Origin of the sequence: Streptomyces sclerotialus (assembly GCF_040907265.1) — a bacterium.
GTDB lineage: Bacteria > Actinomycetota > Actinomycetes > Streptomycetales > Streptomycetaceae > Streptomyces > Streptomyces sclerotialus.
In genome coordinates this window covers 808,179-826,662 of sequence record NZ_JBFOHP010000002.1, presented here as the reverse complement: position 1 = coordinate 826,662, position 18,484 = coordinate 808,179, and the positions used below count along the sequence as shown (strand labels likewise).

Annotated in this window: 10 protein-coding genes; 5 read left to right on the top strand and 5 right to left on the bottom strand. The window is 74.7% G+C overall.

All coding sequences use genetic code 11. The features are described 5' to 3' along the window. The 5 genes from AAC944_RS03770 to AAC944_RS03750 are packed head-to-tail and all read left to right on the top strand — an operon-like array spanning position 1 to position 11,253. Positions 1–4,125, top strand: a complete 4,125-nt coding sequence (locus AAC944_RS03770) for a non-ribosomal peptide synthetase (RefSeq protein ID WP_051871244.1) — start codon at positions 1–3, stop codon at positions 4,123–4,125. Next, positions 4,118–7,477, top strand: coding sequence for a non-ribosomal peptide synthetase (locus AAC944_RS03765; protein ID WP_051871245.1), 3,360 nt, complete (start codon positions 4,118–4,120; stop codon positions 7,475–7,477). Before AAC944_RS03770 ends, AAC944_RS03765 begins: the two co-directional genes overlap by 8 nt. Next, positions 7,474–8,934, top strand: a complete 1,461-nt coding sequence (locus tag AAC944_RS03760; protein WP_030606528.1) for a condensation domain-containing protein — start codon at positions 7,474–7,476, stop codon at positions 8,932–8,934. The genes AAC944_RS03765 and AAC944_RS03760 overlap by 4 nt, the downstream gene beginning before the upstream one ends. Positions 8,935–8,944: 10 nt before the next feature. Then, a complete protein-coding gene (locus tag AAC944_RS03755) occupies positions 8,945–10,135 on the top strand; it encodes an acyl-CoA dehydrogenase family protein (RefSeq protein WP_051871246.1) in 1,191 nt (396 codons plus the stop codon). After that, positions 10,132–11,253, top strand: a complete 1,122-nt coding sequence (locus AAC944_RS03750) for an acyl-CoA dehydrogenase family protein (RefSeq protein ID WP_030606533.1) — start codon at positions 10,132–10,134, stop codon at positions 11,251–11,253. The genes AAC944_RS03755 and AAC944_RS03750 overlap by 4 nt, the downstream gene beginning before the upstream one ends. Positions 11,254–11,351: 98 nt before the next feature. Here the strand turns inward: AAC944_RS03750 and AAC944_RS03745 are convergent, their stop codons facing one another. Genes AAC944_RS03745 through AAC944_RS03725 form a run of 5 tightly spaced genes read right to left on the bottom strand, consistent with a single transcriptional unit; the run spans position 11,352 to position 18,406 of the window. Continuing rightward, on the bottom strand, positions 11,352–11,933 hold the full coding sequence (locus tag AAC944_RS03745; protein ID WP_030606537.1) for a GNAT family N-acetyltransferase: 582 nt from the start codon (positions 11,931–11,933) through the stop codon (positions 11,352–11,354). After that, positions 11,930–13,024 (bottom strand): threonine aldolase family protein, encoded by a 1,095-nt coding sequence (locus AAC944_RS03740; RefSeq protein ID WP_063759841.1) that lies wholly within the window; start codon positions 13,022–13,024, stop codon positions 11,930–11,932. The genes AAC944_RS03745 and AAC944_RS03740 overlap by 4 nt, the downstream gene beginning before the upstream one ends. Continuing rightward, positions 13,021–13,710, bottom strand: coding sequence for a DUF2461 domain-containing protein (locus AAC944_RS03735; protein ID WP_051871247.1), 690 nt, complete (start codon positions 13,708–13,710; stop codon positions 13,021–13,023). Before AAC944_RS03735 ends, AAC944_RS03740 begins: the two co-directional genes overlap by 4 nt. Beyond that, positions 13,707–15,104: a serine hydroxymethyltransferase gene (gene glyA, locus AAC944_RS03730; protein ID WP_078888201.1), complete on the bottom strand. Its 1,398-nt coding sequence runs from the start codon at positions 15,102–15,104 to the stop codon at positions 13,707–13,709. The genes AAC944_RS03735 and glyA overlap by 4 nt, the downstream gene beginning before the upstream one ends. Continuing rightward, positions 15,101–18,406: a non-ribosomal peptide synthetase gene (locus tag AAC944_RS03725; RefSeq protein ID WP_051871248.1), complete on the bottom strand. Its 3,306-nt coding sequence runs from the start codon at positions 18,404–18,406 to the stop codon at positions 15,101–15,103. Before AAC944_RS03725 ends, glyA begins: the two co-directional genes overlap by 4 nt. Positions 18,407–18,484: the final 78 nt, after the last annotated feature.

The following is an 18,484-nucleotide window of genomic DNA, read 5'->3' as shown; positions in this document are numbered from 1 at the left end:
GTGAGCGAGTCCCTCGCCGAACGCATAGCCGCACTGCCGAAGGCCCGCCGGGCACTGTTCCAGGCCCTCGCCGGCCGCAACGGGAGCCGTGCCGCCACGCCGGAGGACCCCGCGCCGGCCCGCCGGGACGCCGCGGAGCCGCCCACGCTCTCCTTCGCCCAGCGGCGGCTGTGGTTCATCGACCAGCTCCAGCCCGGCAGCCCCGCGTACAACGTGCCGGTCGCCACCCGTATCCGCGGGCCCCTCGACGTCCCCGCGCTGCACGCCACGCTCCAGGAGATCGTCGACCGGCACGAGGTGCTGCGCACCGTCTACGCCGACCGGCCGGGCGCCGAAGAGGCCGAGCCCCGGGTGCTGGGTGACTTCCGGCTGCCCCTGCCCGTCACCGAACTGCCCGACGAGAGTGCCGTCCGGCCGTTCTACGACGCGGACGCCGCGGCCCCCTTCGACCTCGCGGGCGCCGCACCCCTGCGCGCCTCGCTCGGCCGGCTCGCGCCCGACGACCACGTCCTGGTCCTCAACCTCCACCACATCGTCACCGACGGCTGGTCGATGCGGCTGCTCTACACCGAACTGGAGCGCGGCTACGCGGCGCGGGTCGGCGCCGCCGCCGAAGCCCTGCCCGAACTCGCTCTCCAGTACGCCGACTTCGCCGCCTGGCAGCGCCGGCGCGTCAGCGGGGACCGGCTGGCTCAGCTCACCGGATTCTGGCGCACCGAACTCGACGGCGCGGCACCGGTGGACCTGCCCACCGACCGCCCCCGGCCGCCCGTCTTCGGCCACGCCGGGGCCTCCCGCTACATCGACCTGCCCGCCGGACTCATCAGCCGGCTGCGCGAGTTCGGCAAGGCCGAAGGCGCCACGCTCTACATGACCATGCTGGCCGGCTTCGCCGCGACCCTGCGCCGCTGGACCGGCCAGGACGACATCGTCGTCGGCACCTCCGTCTCCGGGCGCGACCACCCCGCCTTCAGCGAACTCATCGGCTTCTTCGTCAACACCCTGCCGCTGCGCATCCGGACCGGCGGCGACCCCGGCTTCGCCGAACTGGTCCGCGCCACCCGCACCACCACGCTCCAGGCGTACGCGCACCAGGAACTGCCCTTCGACCTCATCGTGGACGCCGTCGGACTGCCCCGCGACCCCAGCCGGCCACCGCTGACCTCCGTGATGTTCCTGCTGGACGAGACCCCGGACACCGCGCCCGGCCTCGCCGGACTCGGCACCGAGCCCCTCGACTTCGCCTCGCGCGCCACCAAGTACGACCTGATGATCAGCGTCCACGACACCGGCACCGCCGTACGGGCCCTGGTGGAGTACCCCACCGACCTCTTCGACGCCTCGACCGTGGACCGGCTGCTCGGCCACTTCCTCACCACCCTCGAAGGCGCCGTCGCCCGCCCGGAGGCGCCGCTGTCCGAACTGCCGCTGCTCACCGAGGCCGAGCAGCGGGCGGCCCTGCACGACTGGAACGCCACCCGCGCCCCCTTCCCGCAGGACGCCTGCCTGCACCAGCTCTTCGAGCAGCACGCCGACCGGCGCCCCGAAGCACCGGCCGTCCTCTGCGGCGGCCTCGGCGGCTGGGCGGTCACCTACCGGGAACTGGAGGAGCGCGCCAACCGGCTGGCGCACCGGCTCATCGAGGCGGGCGCAGGCCCCGACCGGACCGTCGCGCTCTGCCTGCGCCGCGGCCCGGGGCTGGTCACCGCGATCCTCGCCGTGCTCAAGGCGGGCGGCGCCTACGTCCCGCTGGACCCCGGTTACCCGGCCGAGCGGCTGGCCCTGCTGCTGCGCGACGCGGCCCCGCCGATCGTCGTCTCCGACTCCGAGCTGATCGGCCGGCTGCCGGCCGGCACCGCCACCACGGTGCTGCTGGACACCGACCGCGCGGCCCTCGCCCAGCAGCCCGCCACCCGGCCCGCCGTGCCCGTCACCTCGCGCGACCTGGCGTACCTCATCTTCACCTCGGGCTCCACCGGCACCCCCAAGGGCATCGCCCTCGAACACCGGGGCGTGGTCAACAACCTGCTGGACCTCAACCGGTCGTACGGCATCGGCCCGGGCGACGCGGTGCTCGCACTGTCCTCGCCGAGCTTCGACATGAGCGTGTACGAGACGCTGGGCATGCTCGCGGCGGGCGGCACCCTCGTCCTCCCCGACCCGGCCGCCGCCAAGGACCCGGCGCACTGGGCGGACCTGATGGCGCGGCACGGCGTCACCGTGTGGAACTCCGCGCCCGCCCTGCTCGACCTCCTCGTCGACCAGCTCGAACACGCCGCCGGGCCCGCACTGCCGAAGCTGCGCACCGCGTTCCTCGGCGGCGACTGGATCCCGGTCGCCCAGCCGGACCGCATCCGCGCCTTCGCGCCGGAGCTGGCGTTCGTCGCGCTCGGCGGGGCCACCGAGGCGTCCATCCACTCCGTGGAGTACCGGGTCGGCCGCGTCGACCCCGGCTGGACCAAGCTGCCCTACGGGCGGCCGATGGCCAACCAGCTCGCCTTCGTCCTCGACCCGCACGACCGCATCGTCCCGGCGGGCGTCCCCGGCGAGCTGCACCTCGGCGGCGTCGGCCTGGCCCGCGGCTACCTGGGCAGGCCGGAGCTGACCGACGAGAAGTTCGTGCACGTCGAACTGGAGCCCGGCCGCACCGAACGGCTGTACCGCACCGGCGACCTGGCCCGCTACGGGCCGGACGGCACCATCGAACTCCTCGGCCGCACCGACTTCCGCATCAAGCTCAACGGCCTGCGCATCGAGCCCGGCGAGGTCGAGAGCGCCCTGCGCGAGCAGCCGGGCGTCCGCGAGGCCGTGGTCGTCGCCCGGCAGGCGGCGGGCTCGGCGCGGCTCGTCGGTTACCTCGTCCCGGAGGACGGTACGGAACCGGACCTGCCGGCCGTGCGCACCGCGCTGGCCACCGTCCTGCCGCCGCACTGCGTGCCCGCCGACCTGGTGGTACTGGACCGGCTGCCGCTCAGCCCCAACGGCAAGGTGGACCGCAACGCCCTGCCCGCCCCGCGGACCGGGCCGTCCGCCGCACCTCAGCGGCCGGCCCCGGAGGCCGGGCCCGCCGCAGCACCGCAGCCGGCCCCGGACACCGCGGGCCACGCCACCGCCCAGCGCATCGCCGCCGTCTGGGCCGAGGTGCTCGGCGTCCCCGCCGTCGGGTCCGACGACGACTTCTTCGCCCTCGGCGGGGACTCGTTCGCGGCCGTACGCGCGGTACGGGCCGTCGCCGCGGCGCTCCCGCAGGGCGGCGCGGCCGCCCTGCGCGTCGTCGACCTCTTCAGCAACCCGACCCCGGCCGGGCTCGCCGCCCGGGCCGCCGAACTCGCCGGCCCGGCCGGCGGCGGCGCGGTACCGCACCGGCTGCTGCACCGGCTCACGCCCGAGCGCCCCGCCGGCACCGTCACCCTCACCCTGGTCTGTTTCCCGCACGGCGGCGGGGACGCCATCGCCTACCAGCCGCTGGCCGCCCACCTGCCGCCGCACATCGAGCTGCTGGCGGTCTCCCCGCCCGGCCACGACCCGCTGCGGCCCGGACCCATGCTGCCGGTCGCCGAGTTCGCCGAGCTGGCCGCCGCGGAGATCGCCCGGACCGTCAGCGGACCGTACGCGGTGTACGGACACTGCGCCGGAGTCGTCACCGCGCTGGAGACCACGCACGTCCTGGAGCGCAGCGGACAGCGGCCGGTCGCCCTCCACCTGGCGGCAGCGCTGCCCGACGAGGACCCGGAACACGCCCTGGAGATGGAGCGCGTCTCCGGTGACGACGACCTCGTCGCCTACCTGACCGCCATGGACGGCTTCGACGGCGTGCTCGACGACAGCGACCTCACCGCCGTGCTCCGGATGGTCCGGCACGACATGACCGAAGCCGCGCGCTTCTTCGCCCGTACCCCGGACGGCTTCGAGAAGCCGCTGGTCACGCCGGTCACCTGCGTCATCGGTGACGCCGACGACGCGACCGAAGGCTACGCACAGGGATTCCGTGCCTGGGGCCGGTACGCCGCCGACCTGCGGCTCGCCGTGCTCCCCGGCGGCCGCCACTACTTCGCCAAGCACCTGCCCGACCGGCTCGCCGCACTACTCGCCGACCTGCACCGCAACGGAGGAACCCATGTCTGATCTCGCCGAACGGCTCGGCCGGCTGCCCCAGGGCCAGCGGTCCCGTCTCCTCGGCCGGATGCGCAACCAGATGACCGCCGGCGTCGGCCGCCGCGCCGAGCTCAAGCGCACCGACCACGGACCGCGCTCCCGCACCTCCTTCCAGCAGGAGCAGATGTGGTTCGTGGACCGGCTCGGCGCCGGCAAGGCCCGCAACAACATCGCCCTGGCGATACGGCTGTCCGGACAGCTGGACCGGGCAGCCCTCCACGAGGCACTGAACGCGGTGGTCTCCGGACACCAGGTGCTGCACAGCAGACTCGTCGAGGTCGACGGGGTCCCCTGGCAGGAGCCCGTACCCGGGTTCGTCCTCGGCGTCCTGTCCACCGACCTGTCCGGCAGCGACGACGCCGACCGGGAGCTGCGCGAGCTCACCGAGACCTGCGCCGCGGCCCCCTTCGACCTGGCCGCCGCGCCGCCCGTACGGGCCCACCTGGTGCGCCTGGCCGCCGACCGGCACGTCCTGCTGTGGGTCGTCCACCACGTCGTCTGGGACCCGGGCTCCACCCGGATCTTCACCGAGGAACTGACCTCCCACTACGCGGAGGCGGCGGCCGGCCGGCGCCCCCAGTGCCCCGAACTAGCCGTGGAGTACGCCGACTTCGCCGCCTGGCAGCGCGCCAAGCTGGAGAACGAGGAGCACGGCAGGGCGCTGGCCGACAAGTGGCGGCAGCTCCTGGCCGGCGCGCAGGCCACCGAGATCATGACCGACCACCCGCGCAGCCCCGAGACCCGCGGCGACGGGCGCGGCCTGAAGATCAACCTTTCCCAGGAGCTCCTGGACCGGCTGAACGAGGTCGCCGAGAGCAGCGGTACCACCGTCTTCACCACCCTGCTCGCCGCCTTCAACGCCACCCTGCGGCACTGGACCCGCACCGAGGACGTCGTCGTCGGCACCGCCAGCGCCTCCCGCCCGCACCCCGACCTGGAACGCGTCATCGGCTGCTTCGTACAGATGATCACGCTGCGCACCGAGGTCACGGACGACCTCACCTTCCGCGAGCTGGTCAGCCGCACCGCGGGCACGGTCATGGACGCCTTCACCCACAGCGAGCTGCCCTTCGAGCAGGTCGTGGAGGCCGTCCGCCCGGTCCGCGACCCGCTGCGGCACCCGCTCTTCCAGATCGAGTTCACCTCGCTCGGCCGCTGGGGCACCCACCGCGCGGAGGCCGCCGGCGTCGAGTTCGCCATGGACCAGCTGCACGACGGCGCCGCCAAGTTCGACATGAGCTTCCTGGTCGGCGAGAACGACGGCCTGGAACTGTCCCTGGAGTACAACACCTCCCTCTACCGGCACGGCACGGCCGCCGCCCTCCTCGCCGCCTTCCAGCGGATCCTGGAACAGGTCGCGCAGCACCCGGACGTCCAGGTCGGCGAGCTGACCCTGGTCGAGGAGCCGGCGGCCTCCCGGCACGCCCGCGAACTCTCCCGCGGCGGACCGGTCGACGAGGCCGCCTGGACCACCACCCTGGACCGCGCGTTCCGCGAGCGCGCCACCATCTCCCCGGACGCGGTCGCCGTCCGGCACGGCAGCACCCGCCTCGACTACGCCGCGCTCGACCGCTGGTCCGAGGCCATCGCCCACCGGCTCCGCGACCGGGGCGTCCGGCACGGCGACCCGGTGGCCGTGTGCGCCGGCCGCGGCCCGGCGGCCGTCGCCGGACTCCTCGGCATCCTCAAGGCCGGTGCCCACTACGTACCGCTCGACCCGGCGGCGCCCGCCGAGCGGACCAGGACCGTCCTCGCCGACGCCAAGGTGCGGCACGCCCTCGTCGACGCCGCCGCCGAGCTGCCCGTACCGCTGGAGCTGGTCCAGACGGGCTCGACGGCACCGGTCCGCGAAGTACCCTCCCTCGCGCCGTCGTCGACCCCCGGCGACCTGGCGTACGTGCTCTACACCTCCGGCAGCAGCGGCACGCCCAAGGGCGTGATGATCGAGCACCGGTCGGTCACCCACTTCTCCCGCACCATCGCCAAGGCGTACGAGATCGGCGCCCAGGACCGGGTGCTGCAGTTCGCCCCGCTCACCTTCGACGTGTCCGTCTTCGAGGTGTTCAGCACCCTGCTGGCCGGCGGTGAACTCGTCGTCGCCACCGACGACGAGCGCCGCGACCCGGCCCTGCTGGAGGCCCGGATGCGCACGGACGCGGTGACCGTCGCGGAACTGCCGCCCGCCCTGCTGCCGCTGCTGGACCAGTCCCGGCTGCCGGACCTGCGGCTGGTGTCGGTCGGCGGCGAGGCGTTCCCCGGCCGGCTCGTCGCCGAATGGACGCAAGGCGAGCGCCGCTTCGTCAACGGATACGGCCCGACCGAGGCCACCGTCGCGGTCACCCTGATGGACTGCACCGGCAGCTACGACCGCAATCCGCCGATCGGCCGCCCGATGCCGGGCCACCAGGCGTTCGTGCTCGACGCCCGGCTGCGCCCGGTGCCGCCCGGCGTACCCGGTGAACTCTGCGTGGCAGGACCCGGCGTGGCACGCGGCTACCTCGGCCGCCCCGAACTGACCGCCGAGCGGTTCGTCGACAATCCCTTCGCGGACGGCCCGGAGACCGCCCGGCTGTACCGCACCGGCGACCTCGTCCGCTGGCTGCCCGGCGGCAACCTGGACTTCCTCGGCCGCACCGACCGCCAGCTCAAACTGCGCGGCCACCGGATCGAACCGGGTGAGGTCGAGGCCGTCCTCACCGGCCACCCCTCCGTCCAGCAGGCCGTCGCCGTGGACCGGCCCGCCGCCGGCGGCGAGCGGATGCTCGTCGCCTACGTGACGGTCGAGCAGGTCGGGGCCTACGCCTCCGAGGTCGCCGACGCGGAGGGCGTGCGCGCCTACGCCGCCGCCCGGCTGCCCGGCTACATGGTGCCGGTCGTCGTGGTCCTCCCCGAGCTGCCCCTCACCCCGCACGGCAAGGTCGACACCGCGGCGCTGCCGCTCCCCGCCGACCAGGCCGCCGAGGGCGGCACCGCACCCCGCGACGCGATCGAGGAACAGATCTGCCGGGACATCCTCACCCCGCTGCTGGAGTGGTCCAGCCCGGACGTCGAGGGCGACTTCTTCGCGCTCGGCGGCAGCTCGCTCCAGGCCACCATCGTGGTGTCCCGGGTCCGCGCCGTGTTCGGCATCGACATCGCCCTCGCCGACTTCTTCAGCCGGCCCACCGTCGCCGGCCTCGCCGACCTGGTCCGCGCGGCCAAGGCCGAGGCGGCGGGCGAACAGGACCGGCTGCTCGCGGTCTTCGAGCAGATCGAGAACATGAGCGACGAGGAAGCCGCCGCCCTGCTCGGCTCCCTCCAGACCCCGGACGGTCCGAGATGACCACCCCGGCCGGGTCGGCGCCGCCCGGCGCCACCGCGGGGGTCGAAGGAGCACTCGCCGCGCTGCCCGAGTCCCGGCGCGAGCTCGCACGGCTGCTCCTCGCGGCCCGCAGCCCCGTGCCCGGCCGCCCGGCCCCGCGCTCCGGCGCCGGGCCGGTCCCGGCCACCGCGCTGCTGACCCGGCTGTGGCACCGGGAACACGGCACGGGCCGGGCCCCCGCACAGCCGGGAACGGGCGGCGCACCGGGCACCGGCTCGCACGCCGTACGCCTCGAGGGCCGCCTCGACCACGACCGGCTGCGGGACGCGCTCACCGGCGTACTCCGCCGCCACGAGGCGCTGCGCACCCGGCTGGCCGCGGACGGCACGGCGGCGCCGCGGCTGTACGTGGACGAGGAACCGGTCCTGCGGCTCACCCGTACCGACCTCTCCGCGTACGGCGAGGACGCCCGCGCCGACCGCGTCCGGCACGAGCTCACCGAGAGCGCCGACGCCGCCCTCGACCTGGGCACCGGCCGCACCAGCCGCTTCCGGCTGCTGCGGCTGGCACCCGACGAGCACGTCCTGGTGCTCGCCTCCCACCTGGGGGTCTTCGACGGCTGGTCGTCCGGTGTGTTCCTGACCGGTCTCGCGGCCGGGTACCGGGACGGCGCGGACAGCCTCCCCCCGCCGGGGCTGCAGTTCACGGACTACGCCGACTGGCAGAGCCGCTGGCTGGCCGGACCGGAGGGCACCGCCGAGCTGGCCGCCCGCCGGGCGGTGTTCGCCGACGCCCCGCCGGCGCCGCGGGCCCCCGGCGGGTTCGAGCGGGGGCATCTCCCGGTCCGGCTCGGCCGCGGCCCGGTCGACGCCGGGCTCGCGCTCGGCGCGGCCGAGGGGGCCACCCCCTTCATGACGCTGCTGACGGCGCTCGCCGTGGTCCTCGCCCGGCGCGAAGGGCGCGACGAAGCGGTGATCGGCACGCCTGCCGCCGGACGTTTCTCGGACCGGCTGGAGGACGCCGTCGGGCAGTTCACCACCGTCGTGCCGATCCGGATCGACCTCGCCGGCGGCGCGGCCTTCCCGGAGCTGCTGCACCGTACCCGCGCCGCCGTAGCGGACGCGCTCAGCCACCAGCGGCTGCCGGTGGACGCGCTGTTCGGGCCCGGCACCCCGCCGCCGTACCGCGTCCTGTTCGCCCTCCACAACTACCCGGCCGTCCCGTTCGGCCTGCCCGGGATCGAGGTGAGCCAGCTGCCCGGGCCACCCGCCCGCCATCTGGAGCTCTACAGCCCGGACCCCGCCGCCACGCTCGCCTGCATCGGCCTGACCGAGCGCGACGGGCGGATCGGCGGCACCGCCGAGTACAACCGACGGGCGGCAGCGCCCGAGGACGTACGCGGACTGCTCACCGGAATCGAAGCGGTGCTGGACCGGGCCGTCGCCGAGCCCGCCGCCCCCGTCCGCACCCGGCACTAGGGAGTCCCCTTTGCTCACCACCGAGTTCTACCGCGCACCCGCGGACTGCGGACTCGTCCGGTCCGGCCCGGACGTGCCCCGCACGCCGATGCGCGCCCTGCGGGAAGAGGTGCACGACGTCCTCGTCTCGGCGCCGGTCGCCGAGGCCCGGCGCACCCGTGACCCCCGGCCCGTCCACCTGGCGCTGGGGCAGGCGGGCCTGCTCGCCCCCCAGTGGCCCACGGAGTACGGCGGCCGGGGCGTCAGCCAGGTCGCCGCCGCCGTGCTGGTCGAGGAGCTGGCCATGCACGACGTACCGGACCTGCTGCACACCCTCACCGTGCAGATCGTCGGTTCCACGCTGCTCAACGTCGCGAGCCCCGAGATGAAGGCCCGGCATCTGCCGGGCTTCGCGGCCGGCACGGCGTTCGGCTGCGTGCTCTTCAGCGAGCCGCAGGCCGGGTCCGACCTCAACATCCTCTCCACCCGAGCCGTCGCCGACGGCAACGGCGGCCACAAGCTGTACGGCACCAAGGTCCACTCCCTCTTCGCCGGGCTCGCCGACTACGGGCTGTGCCTCGCCCGCGGCGAGAACGACGCGCTCAGCCTGTTCCTGGTGCCCCTCGCCCAGCCGGGCGTCACCATCCGGCCGATCCCCGGCATCGGCGACGACGCCTTCCACGAAGTCACCCTGGACGGGGTGGCGGTGACCGCCGACGACGTGGTCGGCGAGATCGGGCAGGGCTGGGCCATCGTCGTCAAGACCCTGGCGTTCGAACGCACCGGCCTCGACTACTACGTCAAGGCCCTGCGCTGGTACCGCGCCGCCCTGGAGCGGCTGGAGGGACACAGCGACCGCCTCGAAGCCGGCCAGCACGACCAGATCGGGCTCGCCAAGCTCAACGCCCGGCTGCTCGCCGCCGGGACGCTGGTCCGCCGCGTCCTCACCCGGCTGGACCGGGGCGAACTCAACGAGGACGAGGCCGCGGCCGCCAAGTGGTACACCACCGAACTCGCCGCCGAGGTGGCCTGGTGGGCCGCCGAGCTCGACGGCGACCGGAGCATGACCCTCGACGACCCCCGGGTCGACGGGGTGGCACACCCACTCGACGCGGCGCTGCGCGAAGCACCCGGGATGCGGATATCCGGCGGCACCGCCGAAATGATGCTGGAGACGCTGGCCCGGCTGCGTCTCGACTCAGGGGCGGAGGTACGGCCGTGACGACGACCACGGAGGCCGGCGGGAGAGCCGAGCGCTGGCGGGAGCGGGAGGACGAGGACGCCCTCTTCCGGCAGCTGCGGCTCACCGTACGGCAGGGCCTGGAGGCCGGCGGGGACACGCCCGCCGCCTCCTGGGAGGCGCTGACCCAGGTCGGCGCCTGGGAGTTCGCACTGCCCATCGGCACGGACGGCCTCGACCTCGGCCAGGCCGTCCTCGCGATGGTGTGCGAGGAGGCGGGCAACGCGATGCAGCCCGTACCACTGACCGACACCCTGCTCGCCCTCGACCTGCTCGCCGGGCTCGGCCCCGCCGCACCGGAGGCGGCCGACGCCCTCCTGGACCGGGTACGGGCCGGGGAGCACCCCCTCGCCGTACCGGGCCGGCTGCCGGACCCGCGCGGCACCGTACCGCCCGGCGTCACCTGGAAACCGGACGGCGGGACCGGCGGCATCGTGCTGACCGGCACCGGCGGCCCGTTCGCCGCCGGAGTCGGCGCCGGTTCACTGCTGGTCCTGGCGAGCGGCCCGGACGGGCCGTGCGTCGCGCTGGTGGACCTGCCGGCCGCGGGCGTCGAGGTACGGCCGCTGCGCGACCACGGCGGGGGAGCGGTGTCCGGGGCGGTCTTCGACGACGCCCGGCTGCCGGCCGAGGCGGTGCTGCTGCGCGGCCTCGCCGCCGAGCAGGCGCTCGCCCGCGTGGGCCTGCGGGCCGCAGTCCACCAGGCCTCGCTGCTGGCCGGCATCACGGCGGCGGCGCTGACCGCTGTGGTGTCCCGGATCCGCGGCCGGCAGCAGTTCGGGCAGGCACTGGTCAAGCACCAGGCCCCGCGGCTGCGGGTGGCGGGGCTGCTCGCCCGGCTGGACGCCGTGCGCTGGGCGGTGGACGACGCGGCCCGGGACCTGGACAAGGACCGGCTCACCGTGGGCGAGGCGGCCGGGCTGATCGCGCTGACGGCGGAGACCTCCCTCGACGTGACGCGCGACGCGGTCCATCTGCACGGCGCTTCGGGGCTGGTGCGCGACGGGCTGGTCGCCGGGTGCTACCGCCGCGCTGCCTGGGAGGCGCTGCGCTGCGGCCGGCCCGCCCACCTGTGGGACACCGCGGCACACACCGTCTGAACACGCCAGGAGGGGGAGGGACGTCCGTGGTGCGGACGTCCCTCCCCCTCCTGTCCGGACCGGGCGCCGGAACCGGCCCGACGCCCGGCGCCGGCCCGTCAGTCCAGGTCGCGGCGGAGCACCCAGCGGTACCGCTTGTCGCTCTTGGCCTCGGTCCGCTTCACCCGCCGGAAGCCCGCCCGCTCGAACATCTCCATCGTCCCGACGTACGCGAGCGTCGGGTTCACCCGGCCGCCCTCAGGATCCACCGGGTAACCCTCGACGGCCGGAGCGCCGTGCGCCCTGGCGTGCTCGACGGCACCTTCCAGCAGGGCCGACGCCACGCCCTTGCCGCGGAACTCCTTGCGTACGACGAAGCAGGTCACCGACCACACCGGTACCTCGTCCACCGGAGTGATCGTCTTGGAGGAGGTGAGCCGGTCCAGCTCCTTCCGCGGTGCCACGTTGCACCAGCCGGCCACCTCGCCTCCCACGTACCCCAGTACGCCGGGCGGCGGGTCGGCGGCCTCCACCAGGGTGCGCAGGTGCTCGCCCCGCTGGTCCGCCGACATCCGCCCGTAGTCGCCGGTGGTCAGCCGCCAGGCCATGCACCAGCACGTGTGCGCGCTCTTCTTCGGTTGCAGTACGGCCTGGAGATCGTCCCAGCGCTCTTTCGTGGCGGGACGTACTTCTACACTCATGCTGCTTCTGTGCTCTCTTCCGCTGTCGCCGTGTGTTCCGTGTCCGCGCTCCGCCGCGCCCCGGTTCCGGCCTCTCGCAGCGCCGTCACCAGGACCCCGACGGCCCGTCGGCACGCCTGTCGTCCTGCGTCCAGATGGGTGACCAGCCGGACCGTTCCGGGACCGGGCGCGGTCACCAGCACCCCCTCCCGGGCCGCCCGTGCCACGACGTCCCCGGCGCCGGGCGCCTCGACGAGGACGATGTTGGTCTCCGGCGGGCGCACGGCGAACCCCGCGTCCCGCAGCCCCGCCGCCAGCAGCGCGGCGTTCTCGTGGTCCTCGGCGAGCCGCGCCACATGGTGGTCCAGGGCGTACAGCCCCGCGGCCGCCAGGATGCCCGACTGCCGCATCCCGCCGCCCAGTCCGTGCGCCAACTTCCGTGCGCGGGAGAGTTGTTCGGCGGGGAGCAGCAGCACCGAGCCGACCGGCGCGCCGAGCCCCTTCGAGAGGCACACCGAGAGCGAGTCGGCGACCGGCGCCCCGTACTCGGCCCACGGCGTCCTGGTCGCGGCCCCGGCGTTCCAGATCCGCGCCCCGTCGATGTGCACGGCGACGCCCGCCTCAGCGGTCAGTTTCCGTACCGCGCGCAGCGTCTCCAGCGGCTGGACCGTGCCGCCCGCGCGGGTGTGCGTCTGCTCCACCTCCACCGCGCGGGTGCCGAGCGTGTACGCGTTCCCGGCCCGCAGGGCCCCGGCCAGCGCCTCGGCGGTGACCAGGCCGCGCCCGGCCGACACGGTGCGCGTCTGGATCCCGCCGTACCGGGCGGGCGCGGCCTCCTCGTGCGCCAGGATGTGCGCCTCGGCGTCGCACACCAGCTCCTCACCGGGGCCGGCCAGCAGCCGCAGCCCGATCTGGTTGGCCATCACGCCGGAGGGCACGAACAGCGCGCCGGAGAAGCCGAACATGCCGGCCAGCCGCTCCTCCAGCGCGCGTACGGTGGGATCTTCGCCGAACAGGGCGTCCCCGACCTCGGCGGACGCCATCGCCGCGCGCATCCCCGCGGTCGGCCGGGTCACCGTGTCGCTGCGCAGATCGACGGTCTCGGTGGTCATGACGGCGCGTCAGCTCCTCGGTCGCGGGGCTCCGGGGTGAGCTTGTGGTCCACCACCCAGTCCAGCAGCGGACGGACCAGCTGCCAGGTCTCGCGGACCAGCTCCCCGGCGCGGGCCGTGTGGACGTCGGGCCCCGGGCCGTAGCGGCGCCCGGCATCGATCTTGCGGTGCCGGAGGAGACCCAGGCGCGGGTGGTCCGCCGGGACCCCGCGCGGCCGGGACTTCAGCCGGTCACCGCCGATCGTGAAACCCCGTGCCGCCAACTCCGCCGTGATCGCGGCCAGTTCACCGCCACTGTGCGGATCGTCGACGGCGGCGCGGTACCGGGCGACCTCGGCACCGGCGTACGGGTAGTACCGCCCGGAGACGTACAGCCCCTCCCGGTCCAGATGCACCCAGAACCCGAGACAGGGCAGCACGTCCAGGTACGCGCCCTGGTAGGTCTTGTACGGGGACTTGTCGTGCGACATCCGGGTGTCGCGGACGGGGCCGAGCACCCGCACCCCGTCCGGCCCGGCGAGCTCACCGAAAACCTCGGTGAGCTCGCCGGCCAGCGCGTCCATCGGCGCCCGCACGTCCCGCTCGTACACCTCGCGGTGGCGCAGCCGCCACGCCTCCTTGGTGTTGTCGGCAGCGAGGTCCGCGTACAGGCGCAGCGCGCCGGGCGGAAATCCGGTGAAGGTCACGAGAGGTACCCCGGCAGGGGATGGCGGGCGCACAGCGCGGACACCCGGTCGCGGACCCGGTCGCGCACCGCGTCCGGCAGCGCGCCGCCGTGCGCGCGCAGCGCGTCGAGGACGTCGGCGACCAGGTCGGCGCACTCGGCGGCCGCGGTCCTGTCCATCCCGCGGGCGGCCAGCGTGTTGCTGCCCAGCCGCAGTCCGCCCGTCACACGGGCGGGGGTGGTGTCCCCCGGTACCCGGTTGCGGTTGACGACGATCCCGCAGGACTCCAGGGCCCCTTCGGCGACATCGCCGGTCACTCCGGTGCCGCGCAGGTCGAGCAGCACCATGTGGGTGTCGGTGCCGCCGGTGACCAGGCGCAGCCCGCGCTCGGCCAGCCGCTCGGCGACGGCCTGGGCACCGTCCGCCAGCCGCTTGGCCAGTTCGGCGAAGCCGGGGCCCGCCACGAAGTCCAGCGCACGGGCCTTCGCCGCCACCGACGCCAGATCGGGCGTGCCCTGGGTGAAGGGGAACACGGCCCGGCGCAGGGTCGCGGCGAGGGTGCCGCGCTCGGGCCCCGGCATCCGGGCGTCGCGGCCCAGCAGGATCAGACCACCGCGCGGACCGTAGAGCTGCTTGTACGTACTGGTCGTCGTCACATGGGCGTGGTCGACGGGGCTGGGGTGCAGCCCGGCCGCCACCAGCCCGGCGATGTGCGAGATGTCGGCGAGCAGATAGGCGTTGGCCTCGTCCGCGATCTCCCGGAAGCGGGCGAAGTCGATGCTCCGCGGGTACGCGCTCGCGCCGCAGACGATCAGCTTGGGCCGGTGGGCGAGGGCCAGTTCGCGGATCCGGTCGTAGTCGAGGAAGCCGTCCGGGGTCACCCGGTAGCCCTTGGCCCGGTAGTAGCGGCCGGTCACCGAGGCGGGGGAGCCATGGGTGAGGTGGCCGCCGCAGTCGAGGTCGAGGCCGAGCAGGGTGTCACCCGGGCTCAGCAGTGCGGTGATGACGGCGAGGTTCGCCGAGGAGCCGGAGTGCGGCTGCACGATCGCGTCCCGCGCGCCGAAGGCCGCGCACGCCCGGTCGATCGCGAGCCGCTCGATCTCGTCGGCCACCCCGCACCCCGCGTGGTAACGGGCGCCGGGGAACCCCTCGGCGGTCAGATTGCCGAGCGCGCTGCCGCCGCAGGCGAGTACGGAGGGGTCGGCCACGCTGGAGGCCGCGACCATCATCAGGGTGTCGTTCTGGCGGGCCGACTCCCGGCTCAGCAGCGCGTACAGCGCGGGGTCCGCCTCCCGGAGCCCGGCCGCGGCCCGGCCGGCGAACGCGACCAGGTCGGGGCCGGTCGCCGGCCCCGCGACGGGCGCCGCGGCGGCCTCGACGGGCTCCGCGACGGGCGTGGGCAGGGTGAGGCTCATGACTGTCCCTTCTCGGACTCGTCCGTGGTGTCCGTGGCGCCGGCGGCGTCCGCGTCGTCCGGCTCCAGCGCGCTCAGCGCCTCGGCGGCCGCGACGGCGTCCGCGCCGTGCCGCTCGTCCGCCGCGGTCTTCGCGGCCAGCTCGCGGAGCAGCGGGTTCCCGAACACGGTCTTGACCGGCACCGGCACGCCCAGCAGGTCCTGGAGCAGACCGGCGAGCCGGGTGCCGCTGAGCGAATCGCCGCCCAGCTTGAAGAAGTTGTCGTCCGGCGACACCCGGTCCAGGCCGAGGATGTCGGCGACGGCCGCGCAGAGCACCAGCTCCAGCGGGCTGCTGGGCGCCTCGTCCCCGTCCGGTGCCGCGGCGTTCCCGGCGGGCTGCTGCTGCCCGGCCTCGGTGGCGAGCCGCAGCCGGTCCACCTTGCCGTTGCGGGTGAGCGGCAGCCGGTCGAGCACGGTGAGCGCGGACGGCACCATGTACGAGGGCAGCTGTTCGGCGAGCCGGGCCAGCACGGGATCCGCTGCCTCCGGGCCCTCGGCCACCACGAACGCGTGCAGCCGGCGGACGCCGTGGGCGCTGGCCGGGGCCACCACCACGGCCGCCTCGACGCGCTCGTCCCGGCGCAGCACCGCCTCGATCTCGCCCAGCTCGATGCGGTGGCCCTGCACCTTCACCTGGAAGTCGTCCCGGCCCAGGATCTCGATGCTGCCGTCCGGCAGGTAGCGGCCCAGATCGCCGGTCAGATAGGCGCGTTCACCGGTCTCGGGCAGGTGGACGAAGCGGCTGCCGGTGCGCTCCGCGTCGTTCCAGTAGCCGAGCGCCAGGCCCACGTCGCTGGCCACCGCCATCTCGCCGACGACGCCGAGCGGCCGCTCGTACGCCCCGCCGTCGACGACGTAGTACCGCTGGTTGGTGATCGGCTTGCCGTACGGGATGCTCGTCCAGGACGGGTCGACCGCGCCGATCGGCTGGAACAGCGACCAGCAGATCGTCTCCGTCGGGCCGCCGGAGCCGACCACCTGGATCCCCGGGCTCTGCGCGCGCAGCCGGTCCGGCAGCGTCAGCGGGATCCAGTCGCCGGAGAGCACGGACAGCCGCAGCGACTCCAGCGGCCGGCCGCCGCCGCGCCGCTCCCGCACCTCGGCCTCGCCGACCAGCAGCTCCATCAGGACCGGCACGGAGTTCCACAGGGTGACCCGCTCGGCGGCCACCAGGTCGGCCCAGACGTCCGGTTCGGCGTGCTCGAACGGCGGCGGGACCACGACGGTGCCGCCCTGCGTCAGCACCCCGAACACGTCGTAGACCGAGGCGTCGAAGTGCAGCCCGGAGATGGCCAGGAGCCGGTCGGCCGCGGTGACCTCGAAGCGCGCGGCCACGTCGCGGATCAGGTTGACCACACCGATGTGGTCGACCATCACCCCCTTGGGCTCACCGGTCGAGCCGGAGGTGAAGATGGTGTACGCCAGGTCCGCCGGGGTCTGCGCGGTGTCGGGACGCTCGGCGCTGCCGATCTCGAAGTCCAGGTCCACCCGGTAGCGGTGGGCGCTCGGCGGCCAGCCGATCCGGGTCTCCAGCCGCGACTGGGTGAGGATCTTGTCGACCTTGCCCTCGGCGAGCAGCCGGCGCAGCCGCTCCGGCGGCACGGACGGGTCCAGCGGCAGGTAGGCGGCGCCGGCCGCGAGGATGCCGTACACCGCCGCGTACTGCTCCCAGCCCTTCTCCATGACCACGGCGACCAGCTCGCCCGGCGCGGCACCGTGGGAGCGCAGGGTACGGGCGATCCGCCAGGCGTAGGCGGCCAGTTCCGCGTACGTCAGCCGGCGGCCGGCCGCCACGACCGCCTCGGCGTCGGGCGTGCGCGCCGCCTGCTCGGCGAAGAGCTCGTGCAGCGTGACGTACGGGATCTGGGCGGCCGTGTCGTTGACCTGGCGGCGCAGCTCCCGCTCGGCCGGCGGGACCAGGTCGAAGCGCTTGGCGCGCAGGCTGTCCGGGTCCTCGACGAGCCGCTGGAGCAGGGAGACGTACGCCTCGAAAGCGGCGTCGACGAAGCCGGGCGCGAACGCGCCGTCGACGAAGTCCCAGATGACCCGCAGTTCGCCGGCCAGCTCGCGGAGCTGGACGTCCAGGGAGACCTGCGGGGTCTGTGAGATCGAGTAGACCTCTTCGCCGAGGTCGGTCACCGGGCGGCGCACCGGGTAGTCGAGCAGGCTGGTGACGACGACGGGCATGGCGGACCGCGCGCCCGTGCCGTGCTGCCGGGTCAGCTCACGCAGTACGCGTACGCCGTTGAACGCGTCGTGTTCCAGGTCCCGGGCCAGCTGATCGCGGAGCGCGTGGGCCCGGTCGAGGAAGGTCTCGCCCGAGCCGTCGGCGGCCAGCAGCACGGCGTTGGTGAAGTCGCCGAGTACTCCGCCGATCTCCTCGTGCACCGGCGGGCGCCGGAAGACGGGGTAGTTGAGGGTGAAGTCCCGCTCCTCCGACCAGCACCGGATCACCTCGGCGAAGGCGGCGGTGAGCAGCACGGACGGTGTCAGCCCGGCCTCCGCTGCGCGCTCCGCGAACCGCTGCCGGTCGGCGGGGGAGAGGCGGTGCTCGCGCCGGTCGAAGCGGACCCCGCCGTCCTCCTGGCCGCCGCCCTGTGGCAGGGACGGCGCGGGCGGCAGGTCAGGGACGCGCGCCAGCCAGTACTCGCGGGCGGTCCGGAAGGCGTCGGTGTGCGGCAGCGCCTCGGCACGCCAGCGGGCGTACTCGGCGAACGAGATGCCGGGAGCGGGCAGCTCCGCTTCCGGGGCCTCGTACAGCTCGATCAGGTCGGGGAAGAGCACCTGGAAGGCGCTGGAGGCGTCCAGCACCTGGAGGTCGATGCCCAGGTGCACCCGGCCGCGGTTCCCCGCACCGGGCAGCAGGATGATCCGCAGGTCGAACAGCGGCCAGCTGCCCACCGGGAAGACCACGTGGCTCATCTCGGCACGCAGCGCGGCGAGCCGCTCGTCGGCCGCGTCCGGCGTGAGCGCGCGCAGGTCCAGGACCGGGATGTCGTACGGCGGCGGGTCGGCCGGCACGTGCTGGGTGCCGTCCGGGCTGCCGACCGCGCGGAGCATGTCGTGCCGGGCGACCACCCGGCGCCAGGCGGTGGCGAGGCGCTCCGGGTCGAGACCGGCGCGCTCCCACTCGAAGTAGCCGTAGCAGCCGATGCTGCCGAGCTCCACTCCCTCGCCCCGCCCGATCATCAGCGCCTGCTGCGTCTCGGTCATGGGGAAGGGCGCGGCACTGTCCGTACGGGTGTGCAAGAGGTCGGTCATGGTCCAACTCCACTCACTGATAAGGGGTCCGGTCCGAAGCGGCATGGCGGCGGGCGCGGCGAGGCTAGGAGCCGCCGG

What these genes read in the sequence shown, in the direction of transcription:
- AAC944_RS03725 (WP_051871248.1), bottom strand. Translation starts at nt 18,406, where the DNA reads ATGACCGACCTCTTGCACACCCGTACGGACAGTGCCGCGCCCTTCCCC.
- glyA (WP_078888201.1), bottom strand. Translation starts at nt 15,104, where the DNA reads ATGAGCCTCACCCTGCCCACGCCCGTCGCGGAGCCCGTCGAGGCCGCC.
- AAC944_RS03745 (WP_030606537.1), bottom strand. Translation starts at nt 11,933, where the DNA reads ATGAGTGTAGAAGTACGTCCCGCCACGAAAGAGCGCTGGGACGATCTC.
- AAC944_RS03760 (WP_030606528.1), top strand. Translation starts at nt 7,474, where the DNA reads ATGACCACCCCGGCCGGGTCGGCGCCGCCCGGCGCCACCGCGGGGGTC.
- AAC944_RS03740 (WP_063759841.1), bottom strand. Translation starts at nt 13,024, where the DNA reads ATGACCACCGAGACCGTCGATCTGCGCAGCGACACGGTGACCCGGCCG.
- AAC944_RS03765 (WP_051871245.1), top strand. Translation starts at nt 4,118, where the DNA reads ATGTCTGATCTCGCCGAACGGCTCGGCCGGCTGCCCCAGGGCCAGCGG.